We start from the raw sequence: 15,281 nt of genomic DNA, 5'->3' as shown, positions 1-15,281 counted from the left end.
GCGTCAGGTTTCCGTCAGGGCGCCTTCCGTCAGGATGCCTTTCCGTCAGGATGCCTTTCCGTCAGGGCGCCCTTCAGTCGGCACGCCCCGAGGACCGCGGTCCAGGTGCTCCGCGATCCAGCGCGCCGCCGCCTCCGGGTCGGGGACGACCGGAACGCCCTCGGGGGACGGAGGCCGGCGGACCACGATCACGGGCAGCCCGGCCTCACGGGCCGCCGTCAGCTTCGGCGCGGTGGCCGCTCCCCCGCTGTCCTTCGTCACCACCACGTCCACCCGGTGACGGCGCAACAGCTCGCGTTCGCCGTCGAGGGTGAAGGGGCCACGGTCCAGCAGCACCTCCGTCCGGGGCGGGTACGGAGGCTCGGGCGGGTCGACGGACCGCACGAGGAACCACGGTTCGGTGAGGTCCGCGAAGGTGGCCAGACCGATCCGCCCGGTGGTGAGGAACACCCGCCGGCCGAGCCCGGGCAGCAGCGCGGCGGCCTCCTCCAGCGAACCGGCCTCGTGCCAGCGGTCACCGGGCACCGGCACCCAGCCGGGCCGGCGCACGGCGAGCAGGGGCACGCCGGTGCCGGCGGCGGCCCGCGCCGCGTGCCGGGCGATGGTCCCGGCGAAGGGATGTGTGGCGTCGACGAGCGCGTCGACCGCGTGCTCCCGCAGCCAGGCGGCCAGCCCCTCCGCTCCGCCGAACCCGCCGACGCGGACCTCACCCGGGAGCGGCCGGGGAGCGGCGACCCGCCCGGCGAGCGAACTGGTCACCGTCAGACCGGGAACGCCGTCCAGCAGCTCGGCCAGTCGGCGGGCCTCCGTGGTGCCGCCGAGGATCAGTACACGCACGAGAGTCCGGATCCGTTCCTGAAGAGGTGAGGCGGTGAAGGGGTGAAGAGGGGAAGAGGGGAGGAGGGGGAGGGAGTGAGGGGGCGGGCGGCGGGCGCGTTCTCCACTCAAGCACACCGGGGTGTGCGCCGGTGAGTGAGCCGTACCACGACGCCCTCGCGCCCCCCGTTGCCGCTTGTCAGGGCCCTTGTGCGGGCACTACTGTCACCACGCCTCGGTGAACGGGAAATCCGGTGTCAAACCGGTGCGGCCCTCGCCACTGTGATCGGGAAGTCCGGCTCCAGCCCTCACGGGCAGCCACTGGGTCTTCGGACCCGGGAAGGCGGAGCACGGGCGGTGGTACCCGTCAGCCAGGAGACCGGCCGGGGCGCGTCAACCATCCACGAGGTGCTGGAGAGGGTCTGCTGAACCATGCACATAGCCGAGGGTTTCCTCCCGCCGGCGCACGCGGTCGCCTGGGGCGTCGCGTCCGCACCCTTCGTCGTCCACGGAGTCCGCTCGCTCACCCGTGAGGTCAGGGAACACCCCGAGAGCACCCTGCTGCTCGGGGCCTCCGGGGCCTTCACGTTCGTACTGTCCGCACTGAAACTGCCCTCGGTGACGGGAAGTTGCTCACACCCCACCGGCACCGGCCTGGGCGCCATCCTGTTCCGGCCGCCGATCATGGCCGTACTGGGCACCATCACCCTGCTCTTCCAGGCGCTGCTGCTCGCCCACGGCGGCCTCACCACGCTCGGCGCCAACGTCTTCTCGATGGCGATCGTCGGGCCCTGGACCGGTTACGCGGTCTACCGGCTGCTGCGACGCTACGACGCGCCGCTGATGGTCGCGGTGTTCTTCGGCGCGTTCGCCGCCGACCTGTCCACCTACTGCGTGACCAGCGTGCAGCTGGCGCTGGCGTTCCCCGACCCGGGCAGCGGATTCCTGGGCGCGCTCGGCAAGTTCGGCTCCATCTTCGCCGTCACCCAGATCCCGCTCGCGGTCAGCGAGGGCCTGCTCACGGTGTTCGTGATGCGGCTGCTGGTGCAGTCCAGCAAGGGCGAACTGACCCGGCTGGGCGTGCTGGTGACCGGTGGTCGGACCGAGGCCGGGACCGGGACCAAGGCCGAGACCGGCACCGAGACCGGCACCGAGACCGGCACCGGCACCGGGGCGGTGGCCCGATGAGCCGCAACGCGAAGATCAACGCCCTGCTGCTGTTCGTGGTGGCCGCGCTGGCCGTCCTGCCGCTGGCCCTCGGGCTCGGCGACCACAAGGAAGAGCCGTTCACGGGCGCGGACGCCGAGGCCGAGACGGCGATCACCGAGCTCGAGCCGGACTACGAGCCCTGGTTCTCGCCGCTGTACGAGCCGCCGTCCGGGGACATCGAGTCCGCGCTGTTCGCCTTCCAGGCGGCGCTCGGCGCGGGGGTCCTCGCCTACTACTTCGGTCTGCACCGGGGGCGGCGCCAGGGCGAACTCCGGGCGCTGGCACGGCAGGACTCGGCGACCGCCGACGGGCCCGTCCACGCATCCGTCCACGCATCCGTCCACGAGTCGGCCGCCGAGTCGGCCCGCGAGTCCGCTGACAAGCCCGCCACCGAGTCCGCCGACACGTCCGCCGAGAAGTCCGACAAGCCCGTCGCCGAGTCCGCCGAACGGGCCTAGCCGATGCTGCCGATCGACGCGGCGGCGCACAGCAGTCGCTGGCGCCGCCGTCACCCCGTGGACAAGGCCGTGCTCGGACTGGGCCTGACCGTGCTCGCCGTCTCGCTGCCGCCCTGGCCCGGCGCCGCCCTCGTGCTGGTGACCGCGCTCGGGGTGCTGCTGGGCCCGGCGGGCGTGCCGGGCCGTCGGCTGTGGCGGGCCTACCGGGTGCCGCTGGGATTCTGTGCGACCGGCGCGGTCACGCTGCTCGTCCAGGTCGGCGGACCCGACGGGTTCGTCGCCCCGGCCGACGGTGGCGCGGTGCGCGCCGGGGAGCTGATGCTGCGTACCTCGGCCGCCTCCCTCGGCGTCCTGCTGTTCGCCTTCACCACACCGATGTCCGATCTGCTGCCGCGCCTGGTCAAGGCCGGGGTGCCCGCGCCCGTGGTGGACGTGGCGCTGGTGACGTACCGCATGAGCTTCCTGCTGCTGGACTCCGTGCGCCGGATCCGCGAGGCCCAGGCGGCCCGGCTCGGGCACACCAGCCGGGCGGCGGAGTGGCGTGCGCTGGCCGGGCTCGGGGCGACGGCGTTCGTCCGGGCCTTCGACCGGGCCGCGCGGCTCCAGGCCGGGCTGGCCGGGCGCGGCTACGACGGCACCCTGCGCGTCCTCGTGCCCGAGGCCCGGGTCTCCGTCCGCTTCACGGCGGTCAGCGTCGCGCTCCTCGCGGCGCTGGCCGTCCTCACCTTCGTCCTGGAAAGGCCGCTGACATGAGCGAGCCCGTGCTGGTCGCCCTGCGCGGCGCCTCCTTCGCCTACGAGGACGGCCCCGTCGTGCTCGACGGGCTGGACTTCGAGATCCGCGCCGGACGGGCGCTCGCCCTGCTGGGCCGCAACGGCAGCGGCAAGACCACGCTGATGCGGCTGCTCAGCGGCGGGCTGCGGCCTCGCACCGGCGAACTGGCCGTCGAGGGGCGCCCGGTCGGGTACGACCGCAAGGGCCTGACCCGGCTGCGGACGACCGTGCAGCTGGTGGTGCAGGACCCCGACGACCAGCTGTTCGCCGCGTCCGTCGGCCAGGACGTGTCGTTCGGGCCGCTGAACCTCGGCCTGTCCGACGCCGAGGTGCGGGCCCGGGTCGACGAGGCGCTCGCCGCCCTGGACATCACGGGCCTGGCCGACCGGCCGACCCATCTGCTGTCGTACGGGCAGCGCAAGCGGACCGCCATCGCGGGCGCCGTCGCGATGCGGCCGCGCGTCCTGATCCTCGACGAGCCGACCGCCGGGCTCGACCCCGACGGCCAGGAACGGCTGCTCGCCACCCTCGACGGGCTGCGCGCGTCCGGCACGACGGTGGTCATGGCCACCCACGACGTCGACCTCGCGCTGCGCTGGGCCGACGACGCGGCCCTGCTCACCCCGTCCGGCGCGCACACCGGACCCGCGGCGGCCATGCTCGCCCGTACGGACCTGCTCGGACAGGCGGGGCTGCGGCTGCCGTGGGGCATCGCCGCCGCCGAACTGCTCCGCGCGCAGGGCCTGTTGCCCGCCACGGCACCCGGCCCCCGCACCGCGGAGGAACTGGCCTCCCTGACGACGGCGCGCACCGGACCGTGACCCGTCCTCGCCGAGGCCGGCTTCCCGGCCCCCGCCGGTGAACGGCTCCCCGGGCGCCGCCGTATACGACGAGGTGAGCGGGCGTGCGGAGCGGGGCGGGGTCGTGTGGGTGCGGGCGGGGATGTTCTCCGTGCTCGGCACCGTGCTCGCGCTGCTCGGGCATCAGGCGGTCGCCGAGGCGGCGGTGCCGTGGCGGGCCGTGGGGGGACTCGTCGTCCTCCAGCTCGCCGCGTTCCTGCCGCTGGCCCGGCGCCGTCTCACGCCGGCCGTGACCCTCGGGGCCACGCTGGTCAACCAGGGCGCCCTGCATCTCGCGCTGTCCTTCGCGGACGGCCACGCGCCCGCGGTGCTGCCGGGGCACCCCGCGCACGCCGGGCATCCGGCGGCGACCGGGGACGGGCACGCCTGGCACCACGGCGGAGCGGCGATGACCGCGCTGCACATGGCGGCCGCGCTGGCGGTGGCCTGGCTGCTGCACCGGGCGGACGCCCGGATGGCGGACGCGCTCGGCACGCTGCGTACCCTGGGCAAGGCCGCCGCGGCCGCCCTGGCCCAGGTGCTGCCCCGCCCGGTGCGCCGCCCGGAGGCGGTACGGCCCAGGTCGCCCGGCCGGCGCAGCGGCGCGTTCCTGGCGCCGGCGGCGCCGGGGTGGGAGGACGTACTGGAGCACGCGGTGGGGCGCAGGGGCCCACCGCGTCGGGAGAACCCCTCGGTCCTTCACCGGCACCGGTCGTCACGGTGCCGGATCCTCCCGTTCCAGCAAGGAGTTCCCCTGTGTCCGTGTCCCACCCCGTCCGTCCCCCGGCGCGGGCCGGCCGCCGTCTCGGCGTCGTCGGTGCCCTCGTCCTGACGGCCACGCTCGCCCTGGCGGCACCGGCCGCCGCGCACGCCGAGGTCGAGGCCGACCGCCCCCAGGCGCTCGCGGAGAACGTCACCCTGACCTTCGTCTCCGAGGCCGAGTCCGCCTCCGCCGGTTTCCGTGAGGTGCGGGTCGTCCTGCCCGAGGGCATCGCCCCCGCCGACGTCACCCTCGCCAAGGCCCCCGAGGGCTGGAAGTTCACGGTGTCGAAGGACGGCTACACCCTGGCCGGTCCGGCGCTGAAGACCGGTGTCGACGCCGAGTACAGCGTGAAGGTCCGTCAGCTGCCGGACGCCGAGGAACTGGCGTTCAAGACCGTCGAGACGTACGGCGACGGCGAGGTCTCCCGGTGGATCGAGCTGCCCGCCGACGGCGAGGAGGCCGAGCAGCCCGCGCCGCTGCTGAAGCTGAAGGCCGCGGCCCCCGGGGCGAAGCCGGTCGACGCGAGCCCCACGCCCGCCGAGACGGCGGCGGCGTCGCCCTCCACGCCCCCGTCGGCCTCGGAGTCGGTCTCGGCATCGGCGTCGGCGTCGCCGAAGCAGGCGTCGGCCGACGAGGACTCTGGGCCGTCCACCGGCGCGGTGGTCGGCGGGGCCGTCGCCGTGCTACTGGTCCTCGGCGGCGTGGCCTGGTGGCTCGTCCGGCGCCGGGCCGCCGGCGCGTCCGAGGGCTGACCCGAAACCGCCGTCGCCCCGGGGCCGCACGGGCCGCCCCGGGGCGACGGCCGGCACCCGGCGCCGCGCTCACGGCGCCGGGTGCCGGGGGCTCAGAAGACGCCCTGGCCGGGGACGAGGATCCCCTGCGGGTCGTACGTGCCCTTCGCGGCCTCCAGCGCCGGCCAGGCCGGGCCGAAGTGGTCCCGCCAGTCCTCGGGCGTGAACGGGATGCTGCCCACCGGGTACTGCGTGCCGCCCGCCGCGACGGCTGCTTCGTACGCGGACCGGTTGGCCGCCAGCCGACGGTCGACGGCGGCCGTGTCGTCCGGCGGGGTGGCGCCGAGGATGTCGAAGAGGTACGACACGTCCTCGTCGGCGGTGCGCAGCAGCGGGGTGGTGAGACGTTCCTTCAGCATCGGGTAGAAGAGGATGACCCCTGGACCGAGCTCGGCCGGGGTGAGATTCTCCAGCAGCGGTGCGCTGACGGACGCGGCGGCCGAGCCCGGCAGCATGAGGTTGAGCCATGGGTGGGCGTACGTCCAGAAGCCGGCCTCCTTGAGGGAGGCGATCAGCGGTGCCAGCCGGTCGAGGAAGTCGAAGTAGGACCGGTCGGTGTACTGCACCCCGGCCGGATCGTGGCGCAGACCGCTCAGCAGGGCCGCGTCGTCCGGTGCGGGGCCGACCGGCGGACCGTAGGCCACCGCCTCCAGGCTGTACGCGCGGAAGGCCCCTTGGGCGTCTACGTGGACCTGACCTTCCACGTAGTCGAACCGGCCTTCCTGGACGAGCACGCGCTGGTCGTCCAGGAACGTCTCCAGGTCGTCGTAGGGCAGTTGGTAGTGGCGGACCGTCTCGGGCGCGGGCACCAGGCGCAGGGTGGCCTCGATGATGATCGCGCACTGGCCTAGGCCGGCCAGGACGGCGTGGAAGAGGTCGGGGCGCTTGGACGGGGAGCAGCGGACCAGCTCGCCCGCTCCGGTGACGACCCGGAGTTCGGTGACGTTGTCGACCTGGGCGCCGTGCCGGTGGACCTGCCCGCCGAGGCCGCCGACGGACAGGGTGCCGCCGACGGACAGTTCGAGGTAGTCGGTGAAGACGGGCGGGGTGAGGCCGTGGGCGAGGGTGGCCCTGGCCACGTCGCTCCACTTGGCGCCCGCCCCTACGGTGATGGTGGTGCTGTTCGGCCCCACGGCGCCGATGGCCGCGAGCGGCGTGGTCTCGATGACCAGGCCGTCCGCCACCTGCGCCTGGCCGTACGGGGCGTGTCCCTGGCCGCGCGGCGCGACCGGCAGACAGTGGTCGTTGCAGAACCGGACCATGGCGACGACGTCCCGGACCGAGCCCGGGCGCAGGACCGCCAGCGGACGGCGGTGGACGATGTGTCCGTAGTCGTCGGCCGCGGCGGTGCGCGACGCCGTGTCGGTGACGAGCGTGCCGTCCAGCCGGGGGATCCCGGCCGGCTGGGCGCTGGACTCCGCCGCGGTCGCGGTCCAGGTGCGGGCCGCGGTGTCGAAGCCGATCACCGCCGTGCCGGTGACGGTGAGTCCCCGTAAAACGGTACGTCTGGACGGTGTGCGGGACATACGCACTACCACCTCTCAAGCGCTGGTAAGTGGTCAAATCCACGACAGCGTAGGCCAGTTGCTACCGCCGGGTAGTGGATTTTCCCTTGCCCCGCACGCCCGGCCGTCGACGACCGTTCAGGAAGCGCTCGGGGCGGGCGTGGCGCCGTTCATGCCCCGGAGCTGCTGGATGTTCCCGCCGATCTTGTCGCGGGCCTGTTCCAGCAGTTCGGGCTTGGCGCTGACGACCCACTGGGGGCCGACCAGGTAGGTGCCCCCGTAGATGGCGGCGGCGTCCAGCCAGGTCAGCTTGAACTTCTCCGCGGGAAAGGTGGTGATGAGGTAGTCGGCCTTCGCGGAGTGGCAGGTGCCCTCGCGCAGTTCGTCGGCGTCGGTGCGGATCTCCGACTCGCACCCGATCAGTCCGGCGATCACCTCGACCTTCGCCGGGGCCACGACACCGGCCGCGGGGGCGGCGGAGACCTTCGACGGGTCGCTGCTCGCCGTGGCGTCCGCGGCGGTGTCCGTGCCCCCGTCGCACGCCGTCGCCAGCGGAAGCAGCGCCAGCCCCACGACGAGCGCGGCGCCGCGCAGCAGGCGGGCGGTGGATGTGCTTCGGCCGGTGGTTCCTCGCTGCGACTGCTGTGGCACGTGCCTCTCCGTGTTCCGGTCCACCCTGTTCCCGCCCGCACCGGCGGACGGGGCGGACGGGACGACGACTGCCCAGAGGTACGGACGGTCCGTGACGGTTGTTCACCTTGTTCACCGCGTTCGCCTCGTTCACCTGGTACGCCTGGTACGCCGGGCTGCCGTGATCGCCGATGCCGACCCGACCGGCACGCGATCCACAGGCACGGCATAGCATCACCCGTGATGACGAGCAGGGCGCCGCTGGCGCAGCGCGGGAACCGCGGCGCGTGGGGGGCCACGCGGACCGTGGCGCTGTTGCCTGCCCTGGCCGTGCTGCTCGCCGCGCTGCTGACGTGCCTGGGCCACGGGACACCGGGCGTGGTCGCCCAGCACACCGTCCCCGCCGCGTCCGGCACGGCCTCTTCGGGGCGGCCGACGGCGGACGATCCGGCCGCGCACCACCCCGAGCGGACCGTGTTCCGGGGGGTCTGCCCGGCGGGCGGCAGCTGCTGCGTCCCGGCCGTCCACGCCGACGGCGCGGTGCTCGCCGCGCCCGTCCAGGCCGCGCCGACCCTGCTGCGCCGTGTCCTGGGCCCTCCCGCTCCGCCGGACGCCCCCGCGCTCCCCACCGGACGCCCACCCCCCGACGCCGCGCCCGATCTCCACGTCCTCCAGGTACAGCGGACCTAGACGGCCGCCCGGCGCCACGGCCACCGCGTGCACACGCGCACGCAGGTGCTCACCCATGGGCTCACGCAGGTGCTCACGCAGCTCACGCATGTGTTCTCCGATGGGCTCCGTGGCGTACGCCGTCCGTCTTCCCGTCGTATCCGTCCCGCCGCACGGCGACCCCGTGCGCGGGAGAAACGAGGACATCCCCATGAGCAAGACCAGCAAGAAGGCCGCGGCCGCCGGCCGCAAGGAGCGCATCGAGGCGATGCGCCGCGCCGAGCAGGCCCGCGAGCGGCGCAACCGGGCCATCACCATCACCCTGAGCACGGTCATCGTCGCCGGGCTGATCGGCTGGGGCGCGTACGCGATCAACCGCGCCGACGAGAAGGAGGAGCAGCGGGCCGCCGAGGCGAAGAAGCCGGTGCGGGGCGAGAAGAGCTGGGACGCGAAGAAGCTCGCGCGCAACCACGTCAAGGAAGCGGTCGACTACCCGATGAACCCGCCCGTCGGCGGCGACCACCACCAGGCGTGGATGACCTGTGACGGCACGGTCTACACGAAGGCCATACCGAACGAGAACGCCGTGCACTCGCTGGAGCACGGCGCGGTCTGGGTCACGTACAACGCGAAGGCGGCGAAGGCCGACGTCGAGGCGCTGACCGACAAGGTCTCCAGGACGCCCTACACGCTGATGAGCCCGGTCGAGGACCAGTCCGGGGCGATCACGCTGTCGGCCTGGGGCCGCCAGCTCGTCGTGGCGAAGGCGTCCGACCCCCGGGTCGAGCAGTTCTTCACCAAGTACGTCCAGGGGGCGCAGACCCCGGAGCCCGGTGCCGCCTGCACCAACGGGCTGACCGGCGCGTGACGGCCGCCGGCGGCACGGGCGCGCCGCGCGTCCGTGCCGCCGGGAACCGCCCGGCTGCGGTGGCGGTCAGCCCTGGGCCGCGGCCTTCTTGATCGCCTCGCGGATCCGGGCGTACGTGCCGCAGCGGCAGACGTTCTCGATCCGGTCGATGTCGGCGTCGGTCGGCTCGGGCGTCCGCGCGAGCAGGGCGGCCGCCGTCATGATCTGGCCCGGCTGGCAGAAGCCGCACTGCGCCACGTCGCAGTCGAGCCAGGCCTGTTGCACGGGGTGCAGTTCGTCGCCGTCGGCCAGGCCCTCGATAGTGGTGACCTCGCGGCCCGCGCAGTCGGCGACCGGGACGACACAGGGCTGGATCTCCGCGCCGTCGAGGTGGCTCGTACAGGCACGGCAGACGCCCACGCCGCAGCCGTACTTGGGCCCGGTGACGTTCAGCAGGTCCCGCAGCACCCACAGCAGCGGCATGTCGGCCGGCGCGTCGACGGTGACCGGTTCGCCGTTGAGGACGAAGGAGTGGGACGGCATCTGCACCTTCCAGAGGTCGGGGAGTCCAGGGCCCTGAGGGCGGTGGCTCAGAAGTCCAGCGGGAATCGGCGGGGCCTGGTGCCGGTGGCGCGGGCGTAGGCGTTGGCGACCGCGGCAGCCGCGGCGGGGACGCCGAGTTCGCCCGCGCCGCCCGGCTCCCGCCGCGAGGGCATCAGATGCGCCTCGAAGTGCAGCGGGGCGTCGCGCTGGCGGGCGTAGCGGAAGTCGGCGTAACTGCTCTCCCGGACCGCGCCCCGGTCGATGTGGAGGCCGGCCGTCAGGACGGTGGAGATGCCGTCGACGGCGGTACCCATGAGCTGGGCCTCGAGTCCTCGCGGGTTGACGGCCGTTCCGACGTCGGCCGCCATCACCACTCTGGTCACCCGGGGGTGTTCCGGGTCGGTGACGTCGATCTCGGCGAGGCAGGCCACGCACGAGCCGTACTCCTCGTGGACGGCGACGCCCTGGGCCTGGCCGGCCGGCAGGGTCCGGCCCCAGTGCCCGGCGGACGCGGCCTTGTTGAGCACGGCTCTGAGGGTCTTGCTGCGCAGAGTGGTGCGCCGGAAGGCGACCGGGTCCTTGCGCAGGGCCCGGGCCACCTCGTCGACGAGGATCTCCTCGGCGGTGCGCATGGTCCCGGAGTCCACCGAGCGCCAGGGTCCGAGGGGGATCGCCGCGAGGTCGACGGAGCCCGAGTCCCCGTCGACGCGGCCGAAGTTGTAGAGGCCGCTGTCACTGGGCAGCGGTCCCGCGGCGCGGGCGACCAGCGCGGTCGCGAAGGGAGAGGCGAGGGGGGTGGCGAGGGGGGACGCGCCGCCCTGCGCGGACAGTCCCTGTCCGTCGTACGCCTCGCTGACCGAGGCCGTCGCGTGGGTGAAGGCGACCACCCGGCCCCGGGCGTGGCTGGCCCGGATCCGGTGGTGGCTGGCCGGGCGCATCCGGCCGTGCCGGACGTCGTCCGCGCGGCTCCACATCAGCTTGACCGGCCGCCGGGCCTTCTTCGAGATCAGGGCCGCCTCGATCGCGGCGTCATGGTTCAGCCGCCGGCCGAACGAGCCGCCGCCGCGCAGGACATGAACCTTCACCTTCGCCGCGGGCAGCCCGACCAGCGAGGCGACGGCGTCCCGCGCGTCCATCGGCGCCTGGGAGGAGAACCAGATCTCGGCCCGGTCGGCGCGGACGTCCGCGACCGCGGTGAGCACCTCCATGGGGGCGTGGCCGACGAAGGCGAACTCGAACTCGCCCTCCGTCTGTACCGATCCGCTCGGCGGGGTGCCGAGCCGGGGGACGGCGGCCCGCAGCCGGGAGCGGATCGCGGCGTCGGAGAGCGACGCGAGCGGGCCCGGAGCCCAGGTGATCCGCAGCGCGTCCTTGGCCTGGAAGGCGTGGTGGAAGGAGTCCGCCACCACGGCGACACCGCCGGGAACCTTGACGACCGCGTGGACGCCGGGCATCGCGCGGGCCGCCCGGTCGTCGACCGAGACGAGTTTCCCGCCCAGCGTCGGCGGCCGCGCCACGACGGTCGGCTTCGCCCCGGCGACCGCCAGGTCACCGGCGTACTTCGCCTTGCCCGTGACGATGTCCCGGGCGTCGATCCGGGTCGTGGGCGTGCCGATCACCCGGTGCCGGGAGGCCGGTTTGGGCCGACTCGACACGGTGGTCCGGGTGATCCGGGCGGCGCTCGCGGTCAGCGAGCCGAAGGTGGCCGAGCGGCCGTCCGGCGCGAACACCTTCGTGTCCCGGGTGCGCAGGGTCCACGCGGGCAGGCCCCAGCGGCGGGCGGCCGCGGTCACCAGCCTGGCGCGCGCCACGGCGGCCAGTTCGCGGGCCGGGCCGTACAACGAACGGACCGAGCTGGAGCCGCCGGTGTACTGGTTGCCCCGGGGGCGGGCGTCGGCGAGGGGGATGTCGACGTCGGCGAGCCGGGCGTCCAGTTCCTCGGCGATCATCATGGCGACGGCGGTGGTGACGCCCTGCCCGACCTCGACGCGCGGCAGCCGGACGACGACCCTGTTGGCCGGGGTGACCTGGAGGACGAGCATCTCCTCGTCGGTGCCGGTCACCAGGACGTCGGACGCCGCGCGGGCGGGCTCGGCGCCCGCCGCGGACGAGGTGTCGCAGCCGAGGGGCGCCGCGACGGTCAGGGTGGACGCCGCGAGCGAGTAGACCATGAACCTGCGGCGGGACAGGGGACGGGCCACCGGACACTCCTCTCCATGCCTCCCGGACGGGTTCGGTGCGAACCCGCTTCCCGGTACTTCGCCCGGTAGGAGGGACGGAGGGGCCTCTAGGTTGCCTGCGAGACGGGTACTCGCTCCACCCGGTCGGATCCAGGCCGGGCCTACGTCGTCACGAGCAGCCTCGGCAGCCGCGGCGGTGTGCCGAGGATGACGTCGCGCGTGAGGCTCGCGCCCTCGGCGAGGCGCAGGCCGGGATGGCGGTCGAGGAGGGTGTGCAGGGCGATCTCGCACTGGAGCCGGGAGAGGGAGGCGCCCACGCAGTAGTGGATGCCGTGGCCGAACCCGATGTGCCCCTCGGAGCCGTCGGCCGGCAGCCGGGTGAGGTCCAGGCGGTCGGGGTCGCGGTACCGGCGCGGATCACGGTTGGCGGAGACCAGCACGAACTGGACGCAGTCGCCGCGCCGGATCGGCGTGCCGTGGAGATCGAGGTCCTCGGCGGCGATCCGCATCCGCACCATGATGTCGGGCCCGCACCAGCGGACGAACTCCTGGACCGCCCCGGGCATCAGCTGCGGATCGGCCTGGAGGAGCTTCAGCTGCTCCGGGTGGGTGAGCAGCGCGGCGAGGCTGTTGACGATCAGCTGGGCGGTGTTGTCGTAGCCGGCCATGACGACGTTGAGGACCATCGCCACCGCCTCCTCCTCGGTCAGCGGGTGCCGGGGGTCGCCGACGGCCAGGACGCTCAGCAGGTCGTCGGCGGGTTCCCGGCGCCGCCGCTCCAGCAGCCGAAGGACGGTCCCGACGACGGCCGGGGAGGACTCCCGCAGCCGCTCCGGTTCCCTGAGGAGGATGTCGTCGCCCCAGCGGCGGAAGGCCGCGCGGTCCTCCTCGGGCACCCCGACCAGCTCGCACACGACGGTGACGGCCAGCGGGTAGGCGTAACCGTCGACCAGTTCCAGGACGCCGTCCGCCGAGCCGCGGCGCAGGTCGTCCAGGAGAGCGGCGGCGACCTGGCCGACACGCGGCCGCAGGGCCTGCATACGGCGGGCCCCGAACGCCCGGTTGACGGCGCCGCGGGTCCGGGTGTGGGCCGGCGGGTCGGTGTCCAGGGCGGAGACGAGGAAGTACTTCCGGACGTCGTCCGGCAGGTTCAGCATGTCGACGAGGGCGCGGCGCGGGTCCTCCCCGGTGTGGCCCTCGACGGCTGCGGGGCTGCTGACGAAGCGGGCGTCGCGCAGGCCCTCGCGGACGTCGTCGTAGCGGGTGACCAGCCACACGGGCTGGGTGTCGGTGAGCCAGGCGCGCACCACGGGGCCCTGTTCCCGGACCCGGCCGTAGCCGCCGACGGGGTCGGCGAGCAGTTCGGGGTCGAGGAGGTACAGCTCGTCGGACGGGCGCCGAGTGAGGACGTCCGCAGGGTTCGGCATGGGTCGACTCCCTTGCGATGAGGGCCGGTTCACAGGATCCGGGCGGCGATGTCGGCCACCAGGTCCGCCTCGTGCGGGACGAGGAAGAAGTGGTCGCCGGGGAAGGCGCGCAGGGCGAAGCCGCCGGGTCCGGTCAGCTCCGCCCAGGCGGCGACGTCCGGCGCCGGGCAACTGCTGTCGTCGCGGCCGGTGTACGCGGTGACGGGGGCGCGCAGCGGCACGGGACGGGAGGGACGGTAGTGCTCGATGAGGCGGTAGTCGGCGCGCAGGGCCGGCAGCAGGAGATCCCTCAGCTCGGGGATGTCGTACGCCTCCGACTGGTGGTCGCCCAGGGCGCGCACGGTGGCGAGGAGGGCCTCGTCGTCGCCGTCGGGGACGCCGGCCGGGCGGGCGCGGTGCGGGGCGGCGCGCCCGGAGACCAACAGGTGCGCGGGGCCCGCGCCCCGGGCCTGAAGGCGCAGCGCCACCTCGTAGGCGACGGCGGAGCCCATGCTGTGGCCGAACAGGGCGAGCGGCAGGCCGGTGTACGGGGCGAGGGCCTCGGTGACGGCGTCGGCGAGTTCGGCCATGTCCTCGGCGCACGGCTCGGCCAGCCGGTCCTGGCGGCCGGGGTAGCGCACGGCGAGGAGTTCGACGTCGTCGGGCAGTCGGGCGGGCCAGCCGTGGAAGAGGTGGGCGGTGCCGCCGGCGTGCGGGAAGCACACCAGGCGGCGGGCGGGCCGGGGCGCGCGGCACTGGTGCACCCGCAGCCAGCGGTCCGCGTGGTGCGAGCGGGGAGCGGGGAACGCGGCGGTCGTGAGAGATGTGGGCGCCATGGTCGGGCGGCCTCCAACGGGGCTAGCGGAACGCGCTGAACTGACGGGAGCCGAGGAGCGACAGGAAGTAGGGCAGCTTGTCCACGGCCCGCTTGGGGACCTGCGCGGTCTGCACGGTGTCCTGGCGCAGATCGGTGACGACGAGCGTGTAGACGCCGTTCTCCTCGACGAGTTCGGCCGAGTAGAGGGGGGTGGTCCGGGTGCTCTGGGTGCTCTGGGTGCCCTGGGTGGTCTCCATCAGGCGGCCACCTCCGCCAGCCAGCTCTCCCAGGCACGCGTGGCGGCCTCGGTGTCGGCATCCGCGGACCCGTCCCTGTCCCCGGCCGGCGCGAACAGGTGGTGGCCGAGCCACAGGGGCCACTCCCAGGGGCTTCCGTCGTAGAAGCGGTACAGGGCGTCGGCGGTGCGCAACCCGAGGAAACCGGTCTCGACCTGATCGACGACCGCCTCCTGGGGCCCGTCCACCCCGCCGGGCCGGTGCGGCAGGGTCACCTTCACCGTGTCCCCGGCTCCGGCCCCGGCGGGCATCCCGAGCCGTTCGCGTACGGCGGTGAGGGCGCCGGGTCCGGCCGGGCCCGACCCGGTGGCCCTGACGTAACGGGCGGGGCGGCCGGCGAAGTGGCGCAGGTACTCGGCGAGGCTGTGCCGGTAGAAGTCGAAGTGCCGCTCGGCGGCGTCGGCGCGGGTGTCCCAGCCGTCGTCGGGGGTGCCGGTGTGCACCCAGTGGATGCCCATGGACAACAGGGCGCCCGCCTCGCCGTGCGGGGTGACGGCGTAGTCGAGGGTGTTGGTGAAGCCGTCCTGGTCGGGGGTGCGGCAGGCGAACCGGTGGGGCGGCTCCCAGGTGACGACGGTGGCCGAGCCGCGCGAGACGGCACCGCCGACCCGGGGCTCGATGTCCATCGGGTACAGCCAGCCGAGGTTGCCCTCGCCGGTGGCGACCGCGTTCCACACCTGTTCGGGCGGGGCGGGCAGCACCTGCTCGCGGCGCACCCGGAACTCGCGGGACATGCGG

The 15,281-nt window shown here is 74.3% G+C and carries 17 protein-coding genes and 1 riboswitch; of the genes, 8 read left to right on the top strand and 9 right to left on the bottom strand.

What is annotated here, in order from left to right:
* Window positions 1-45: 45 nt before the first annotated feature.
* Entirely contained in the window at window positions 46-837 is a 792-nt protein-coding gene (locus ACZ6D7_RS34965; protein ID WP_469499858.1) for a cobalt-precorrin-6A reductase, read from the bottom strand.
* A 198-nt stretch (window positions 838-1,035) separates the two neighbouring features.
* Window positions 1,036-1,218: riboswitch (cobalamin riboswitch) on the top strand.
* A 30-nt stretch (window positions 1,219-1,248) separates the two neighbouring features.
* Here ACZ6D7_RS34965 and ACZ6D7_RS34960 point away from each other — a divergent pair.
* The 6 genes from ACZ6D7_RS34960 to ACZ6D7_RS34935 are packed head-to-tail and all read left to right on the top strand — an operon-like array spanning window position 1,249 to window position 5,611.
* Window positions 1,249-2,004 carry an energy-coupling factor ABC transporter permease gene (locus ACZ6D7_RS34960; protein WP_469499857.1) on the top strand — a complete coding sequence of 252 codons (756 nt, stop codon included), beginning with the start codon at window positions 1,249-1,251 and terminating at the stop codon, window positions 2,002-2,004.
* A complete protein-coding gene (locus tag ACZ6D7_RS34955) occupies window positions 2,001-2,483 on the top strand; it encodes an energy-coupling factor ABC transporter substrate-binding protein (protein WP_469499856.1) in 483 nt (160 codons plus the stop codon). Before ACZ6D7_RS34960 ends, ACZ6D7_RS34955 begins: the two co-directional genes overlap by 4 nt.
* A 3-nt stretch (window positions 2,484-2,486) precedes the next feature.
* Window positions 2,487-3,236, top strand: coding sequence for a cobalt ECF transporter T component CbiQ (cbiQ, locus tag ACZ6D7_RS34950; RefSeq protein WP_469499854.1), 750 nt, complete (start codon window positions 2,487-2,489; stop codon window positions 3,234-3,236).
* Window positions 3,233-4,078, top strand: coding sequence for an energy-coupling factor ABC transporter ATP-binding protein (locus ACZ6D7_RS34945; RefSeq protein WP_469499852.1), 846 nt, complete (start codon window positions 3,233-3,235; stop codon window positions 4,076-4,078). The genes cbiQ and ACZ6D7_RS34945 overlap by 4 nt, the downstream gene beginning before the upstream one ends.
* Window positions 4,079-4,115: 37 nt before the next feature.
* Window positions 4,116-4,928, top strand: a complete 813-nt coding sequence (locus ACZ6D7_RS34940; protein ID WP_469499851.1) for a hypothetical protein — start codon at window positions 4,116-4,118, stop codon at window positions 4,926-4,928.
* Complete coding sequence (locus tag ACZ6D7_RS34935; protein ID WP_469499849.1) at window positions 4,859-5,611, top strand: DUF1775 domain-containing protein; 753 nt, start codon at window positions 4,859-4,861, stop codon at window positions 5,609-5,611. The genes ACZ6D7_RS34940 and ACZ6D7_RS34935 overlap by 70 nt, the downstream gene beginning before the upstream one ends.
* Window positions 5,612-5,703: 92 nt before the next feature.
* Here the strand turns inward: ACZ6D7_RS34935 and ACZ6D7_RS34930 are convergent, their stop codons facing one another.
* Both ACZ6D7_RS34930 and ACZ6D7_RS34925 read right to left on the bottom strand, forming a co-directional pair.
* Window positions 5,704-7,176, bottom strand: a complete 1,473-nt coding sequence (locus ACZ6D7_RS34930) for an FAD-binding protein (protein ID WP_469499847.1) — start codon at window positions 7,174-7,176, stop codon at window positions 5,704-5,706.
* Window positions 7,177-7,293: 117 nt separating this feature from the next.
* Window positions 7,294-7,806: a hypothetical protein gene (locus tag ACZ6D7_RS34925; protein WP_469499845.1), complete on the bottom strand. Its 513-nt coding sequence runs from the start codon at window positions 7,804-7,806 to the stop codon at window positions 7,294-7,296.
* 222 nt (window positions 7,807-8,028) lie between these two features.
* Between ACZ6D7_RS34925 and ACZ6D7_RS34920 the strand changes: the two genes are divergently transcribed.
* Both ACZ6D7_RS34920 and ACZ6D7_RS34915 read left to right on the top strand, forming a co-directional pair.
* On the top strand, window positions 8,029-8,475 hold the full coding sequence (locus tag ACZ6D7_RS34920; protein ID WP_469499843.1) for a hypothetical protein: 447 nt from the start codon (window positions 8,029-8,031) through the stop codon (window positions 8,473-8,475).
* 190 nt (window positions 8,476-8,665) lie between these two features.
* Window positions 8,666-9,322, top strand: a complete 657-nt coding sequence (locus tag ACZ6D7_RS34915; RefSeq protein WP_469499841.1) for a DUF3105 domain-containing protein — start codon at window positions 8,666-8,668, stop codon at window positions 9,320-9,322.
* Window positions 9,323-9,388: 66 nt separating this feature from the next.
* Here the strand turns inward: ACZ6D7_RS34915 and ACZ6D7_RS34910 are convergent, their stop codons facing one another.
* From ACZ6D7_RS34910 to ACZ6D7_RS34885, 6 genes are all read right to left on the bottom strand, one after another.
* Complete coding sequence (locus ACZ6D7_RS34910) at window positions 9,389-9,844, bottom strand: (2Fe-2S)-binding protein (RefSeq protein ID WP_469499839.1); 456 nt, start codon at window positions 9,842-9,844, stop codon at window positions 9,389-9,391.
* A 47-nt stretch (window positions 9,845-9,891) separates the two neighbouring features.
* On the bottom strand, window positions 9,892-12,015 hold the full coding sequence (locus tag ACZ6D7_RS34905; protein ID WP_469499919.1) for a xanthine dehydrogenase family protein molybdopterin-binding subunit: 2,124 nt from the start codon (window positions 12,013-12,015) through the stop codon (window positions 9,892-9,894).
* A gap of 170 nt (window positions 12,016-12,185) precedes the next feature.
* Entirely contained in the window at window positions 12,186-13,451 is a 1,266-nt protein-coding gene (locus ACZ6D7_RS34900; RefSeq protein WP_469499838.1) for a cytochrome P450, read from the bottom strand.
* A gap of 29 nt (window positions 13,452-13,480) precedes the next feature.
* Complete coding sequence (locus tag ACZ6D7_RS34895) at window positions 13,481-14,266, bottom strand: thioesterase II family protein (protein WP_469499836.1); 786 nt, start codon at window positions 14,264-14,266, stop codon at window positions 13,481-13,483.
* A gap of 22 nt (window positions 14,267-14,288) precedes the next feature.
* The gene (locus ACZ6D7_RS34890) at window positions 14,289-14,504 is read right to left on the bottom strand and encodes a hypothetical protein (RefSeq protein ID WP_469499834.1); all 216 of its coding nucleotides are present in this window, start codon (window positions 14,502-14,504) and stop codon (window positions 14,289-14,291) included.
* Window positions 14,504-15,277, bottom strand: coding sequence for an SRPBCC family protein (locus ACZ6D7_RS34885; RefSeq protein ID WP_469499832.1), 774 nt, complete (start codon window positions 15,275-15,277; stop codon window positions 14,504-14,506). The genes ACZ6D7_RS34890 and ACZ6D7_RS34885 overlap by 1 nt, the downstream gene beginning before the upstream one ends.
* Between the last annotated feature and the right edge of the window lie 4 nt (window positions 15,278-15,281).

It is taken from the genome of Streptomyces sp. NPDC041784 (assembly GCF_055591025.1).
The sequence above is the reverse complement of the archived record's forward strand: the minus strand, read 5'-3'. Positions and strand labels throughout refer to the sequence as shown.

Coding starts and splice junctions, on each gene's coding strand:
- ACZ6D7_RS34900 (WP_469499838.1), bottom strand. CDS start 13,451: ATGCCGAACCCTGCGGACGTCCTCACTCGGCGCCCGTCCGACGAGCTG.
- ACZ6D7_RS34885 (WP_469499832.1), bottom strand. CDS start 15,277: ATGTCCCGCGAGTTCCGGGTGCGCCGCGAGCAGGTGCTGCCCGCCCCG.
- ACZ6D7_RS34915 (WP_469499841.1), top strand. CDS start 8,666: ATGAGCAAGACCAGCAAGAAGGCCGCGGCCGCCGGCCGCAAGGAGCGC.
- ACZ6D7_RS34945 (WP_469499852.1), top strand. CDS start 3,233: ATGAGCGAGCCCGTGCTGGTCGCCCTGCGCGGCGCCTCCTTCGCCTAC.
- ACZ6D7_RS34895 (WP_469499836.1), bottom strand. CDS start 14,266: ATGGCGCCCACATCTCTCACGACCGCCGCGTTCCCCGCTCCCCGCTCG.
- ACZ6D7_RS34930 (WP_469499847.1), bottom strand. CDS start 7,176: ATGTCCCGCACACCGTCCAGACGTACCGTTTTACGGGGACTCACCGTC.
- cbiQ (WP_469499854.1), top strand. CDS start 2,487: ATGCTGCCGATCGACGCGGCGGCGCACAGCAGTCGCTGGCGCCGCCGT.
- ACZ6D7_RS34905 (WP_469499919.1), bottom strand. CDS start 12,015: ATGGTCTACTCGCTCGCGGCGTCCACCCTGACCGTCGCGGCGCCCCTC.
- ACZ6D7_RS34920 (WP_469499843.1), top strand. CDS start 8,029: ATGACGAGCAGGGCGCCGCTGGCGCAGCGCGGGAACCGCGGCGCGTGG.
- ACZ6D7_RS34960 (WP_469499857.1), top strand. CDS start 1,249: ATGCACATAGCCGAGGGTTTCCTCCCGCCGGCGCACGCGGTCGCCTGG.
- ACZ6D7_RS34910 (WP_469499839.1), bottom strand. CDS start 9,844: ATGCCGTCCCACTCCTTCGTCCTCAACGGCGAACCGGTCACCGTCGAC.
- ACZ6D7_RS34890 (WP_469499834.1), bottom strand. CDS start 14,504: ATGGAGACCACCCAGGGCACCCAGAGCACCCAGAGCACCCGGACCACC.
- ACZ6D7_RS34955 (WP_469499856.1), top strand. CDS start 2,001: ATGAGCCGCAACGCGAAGATCAACGCCCTGCTGCTGTTCGTGGTGGCC.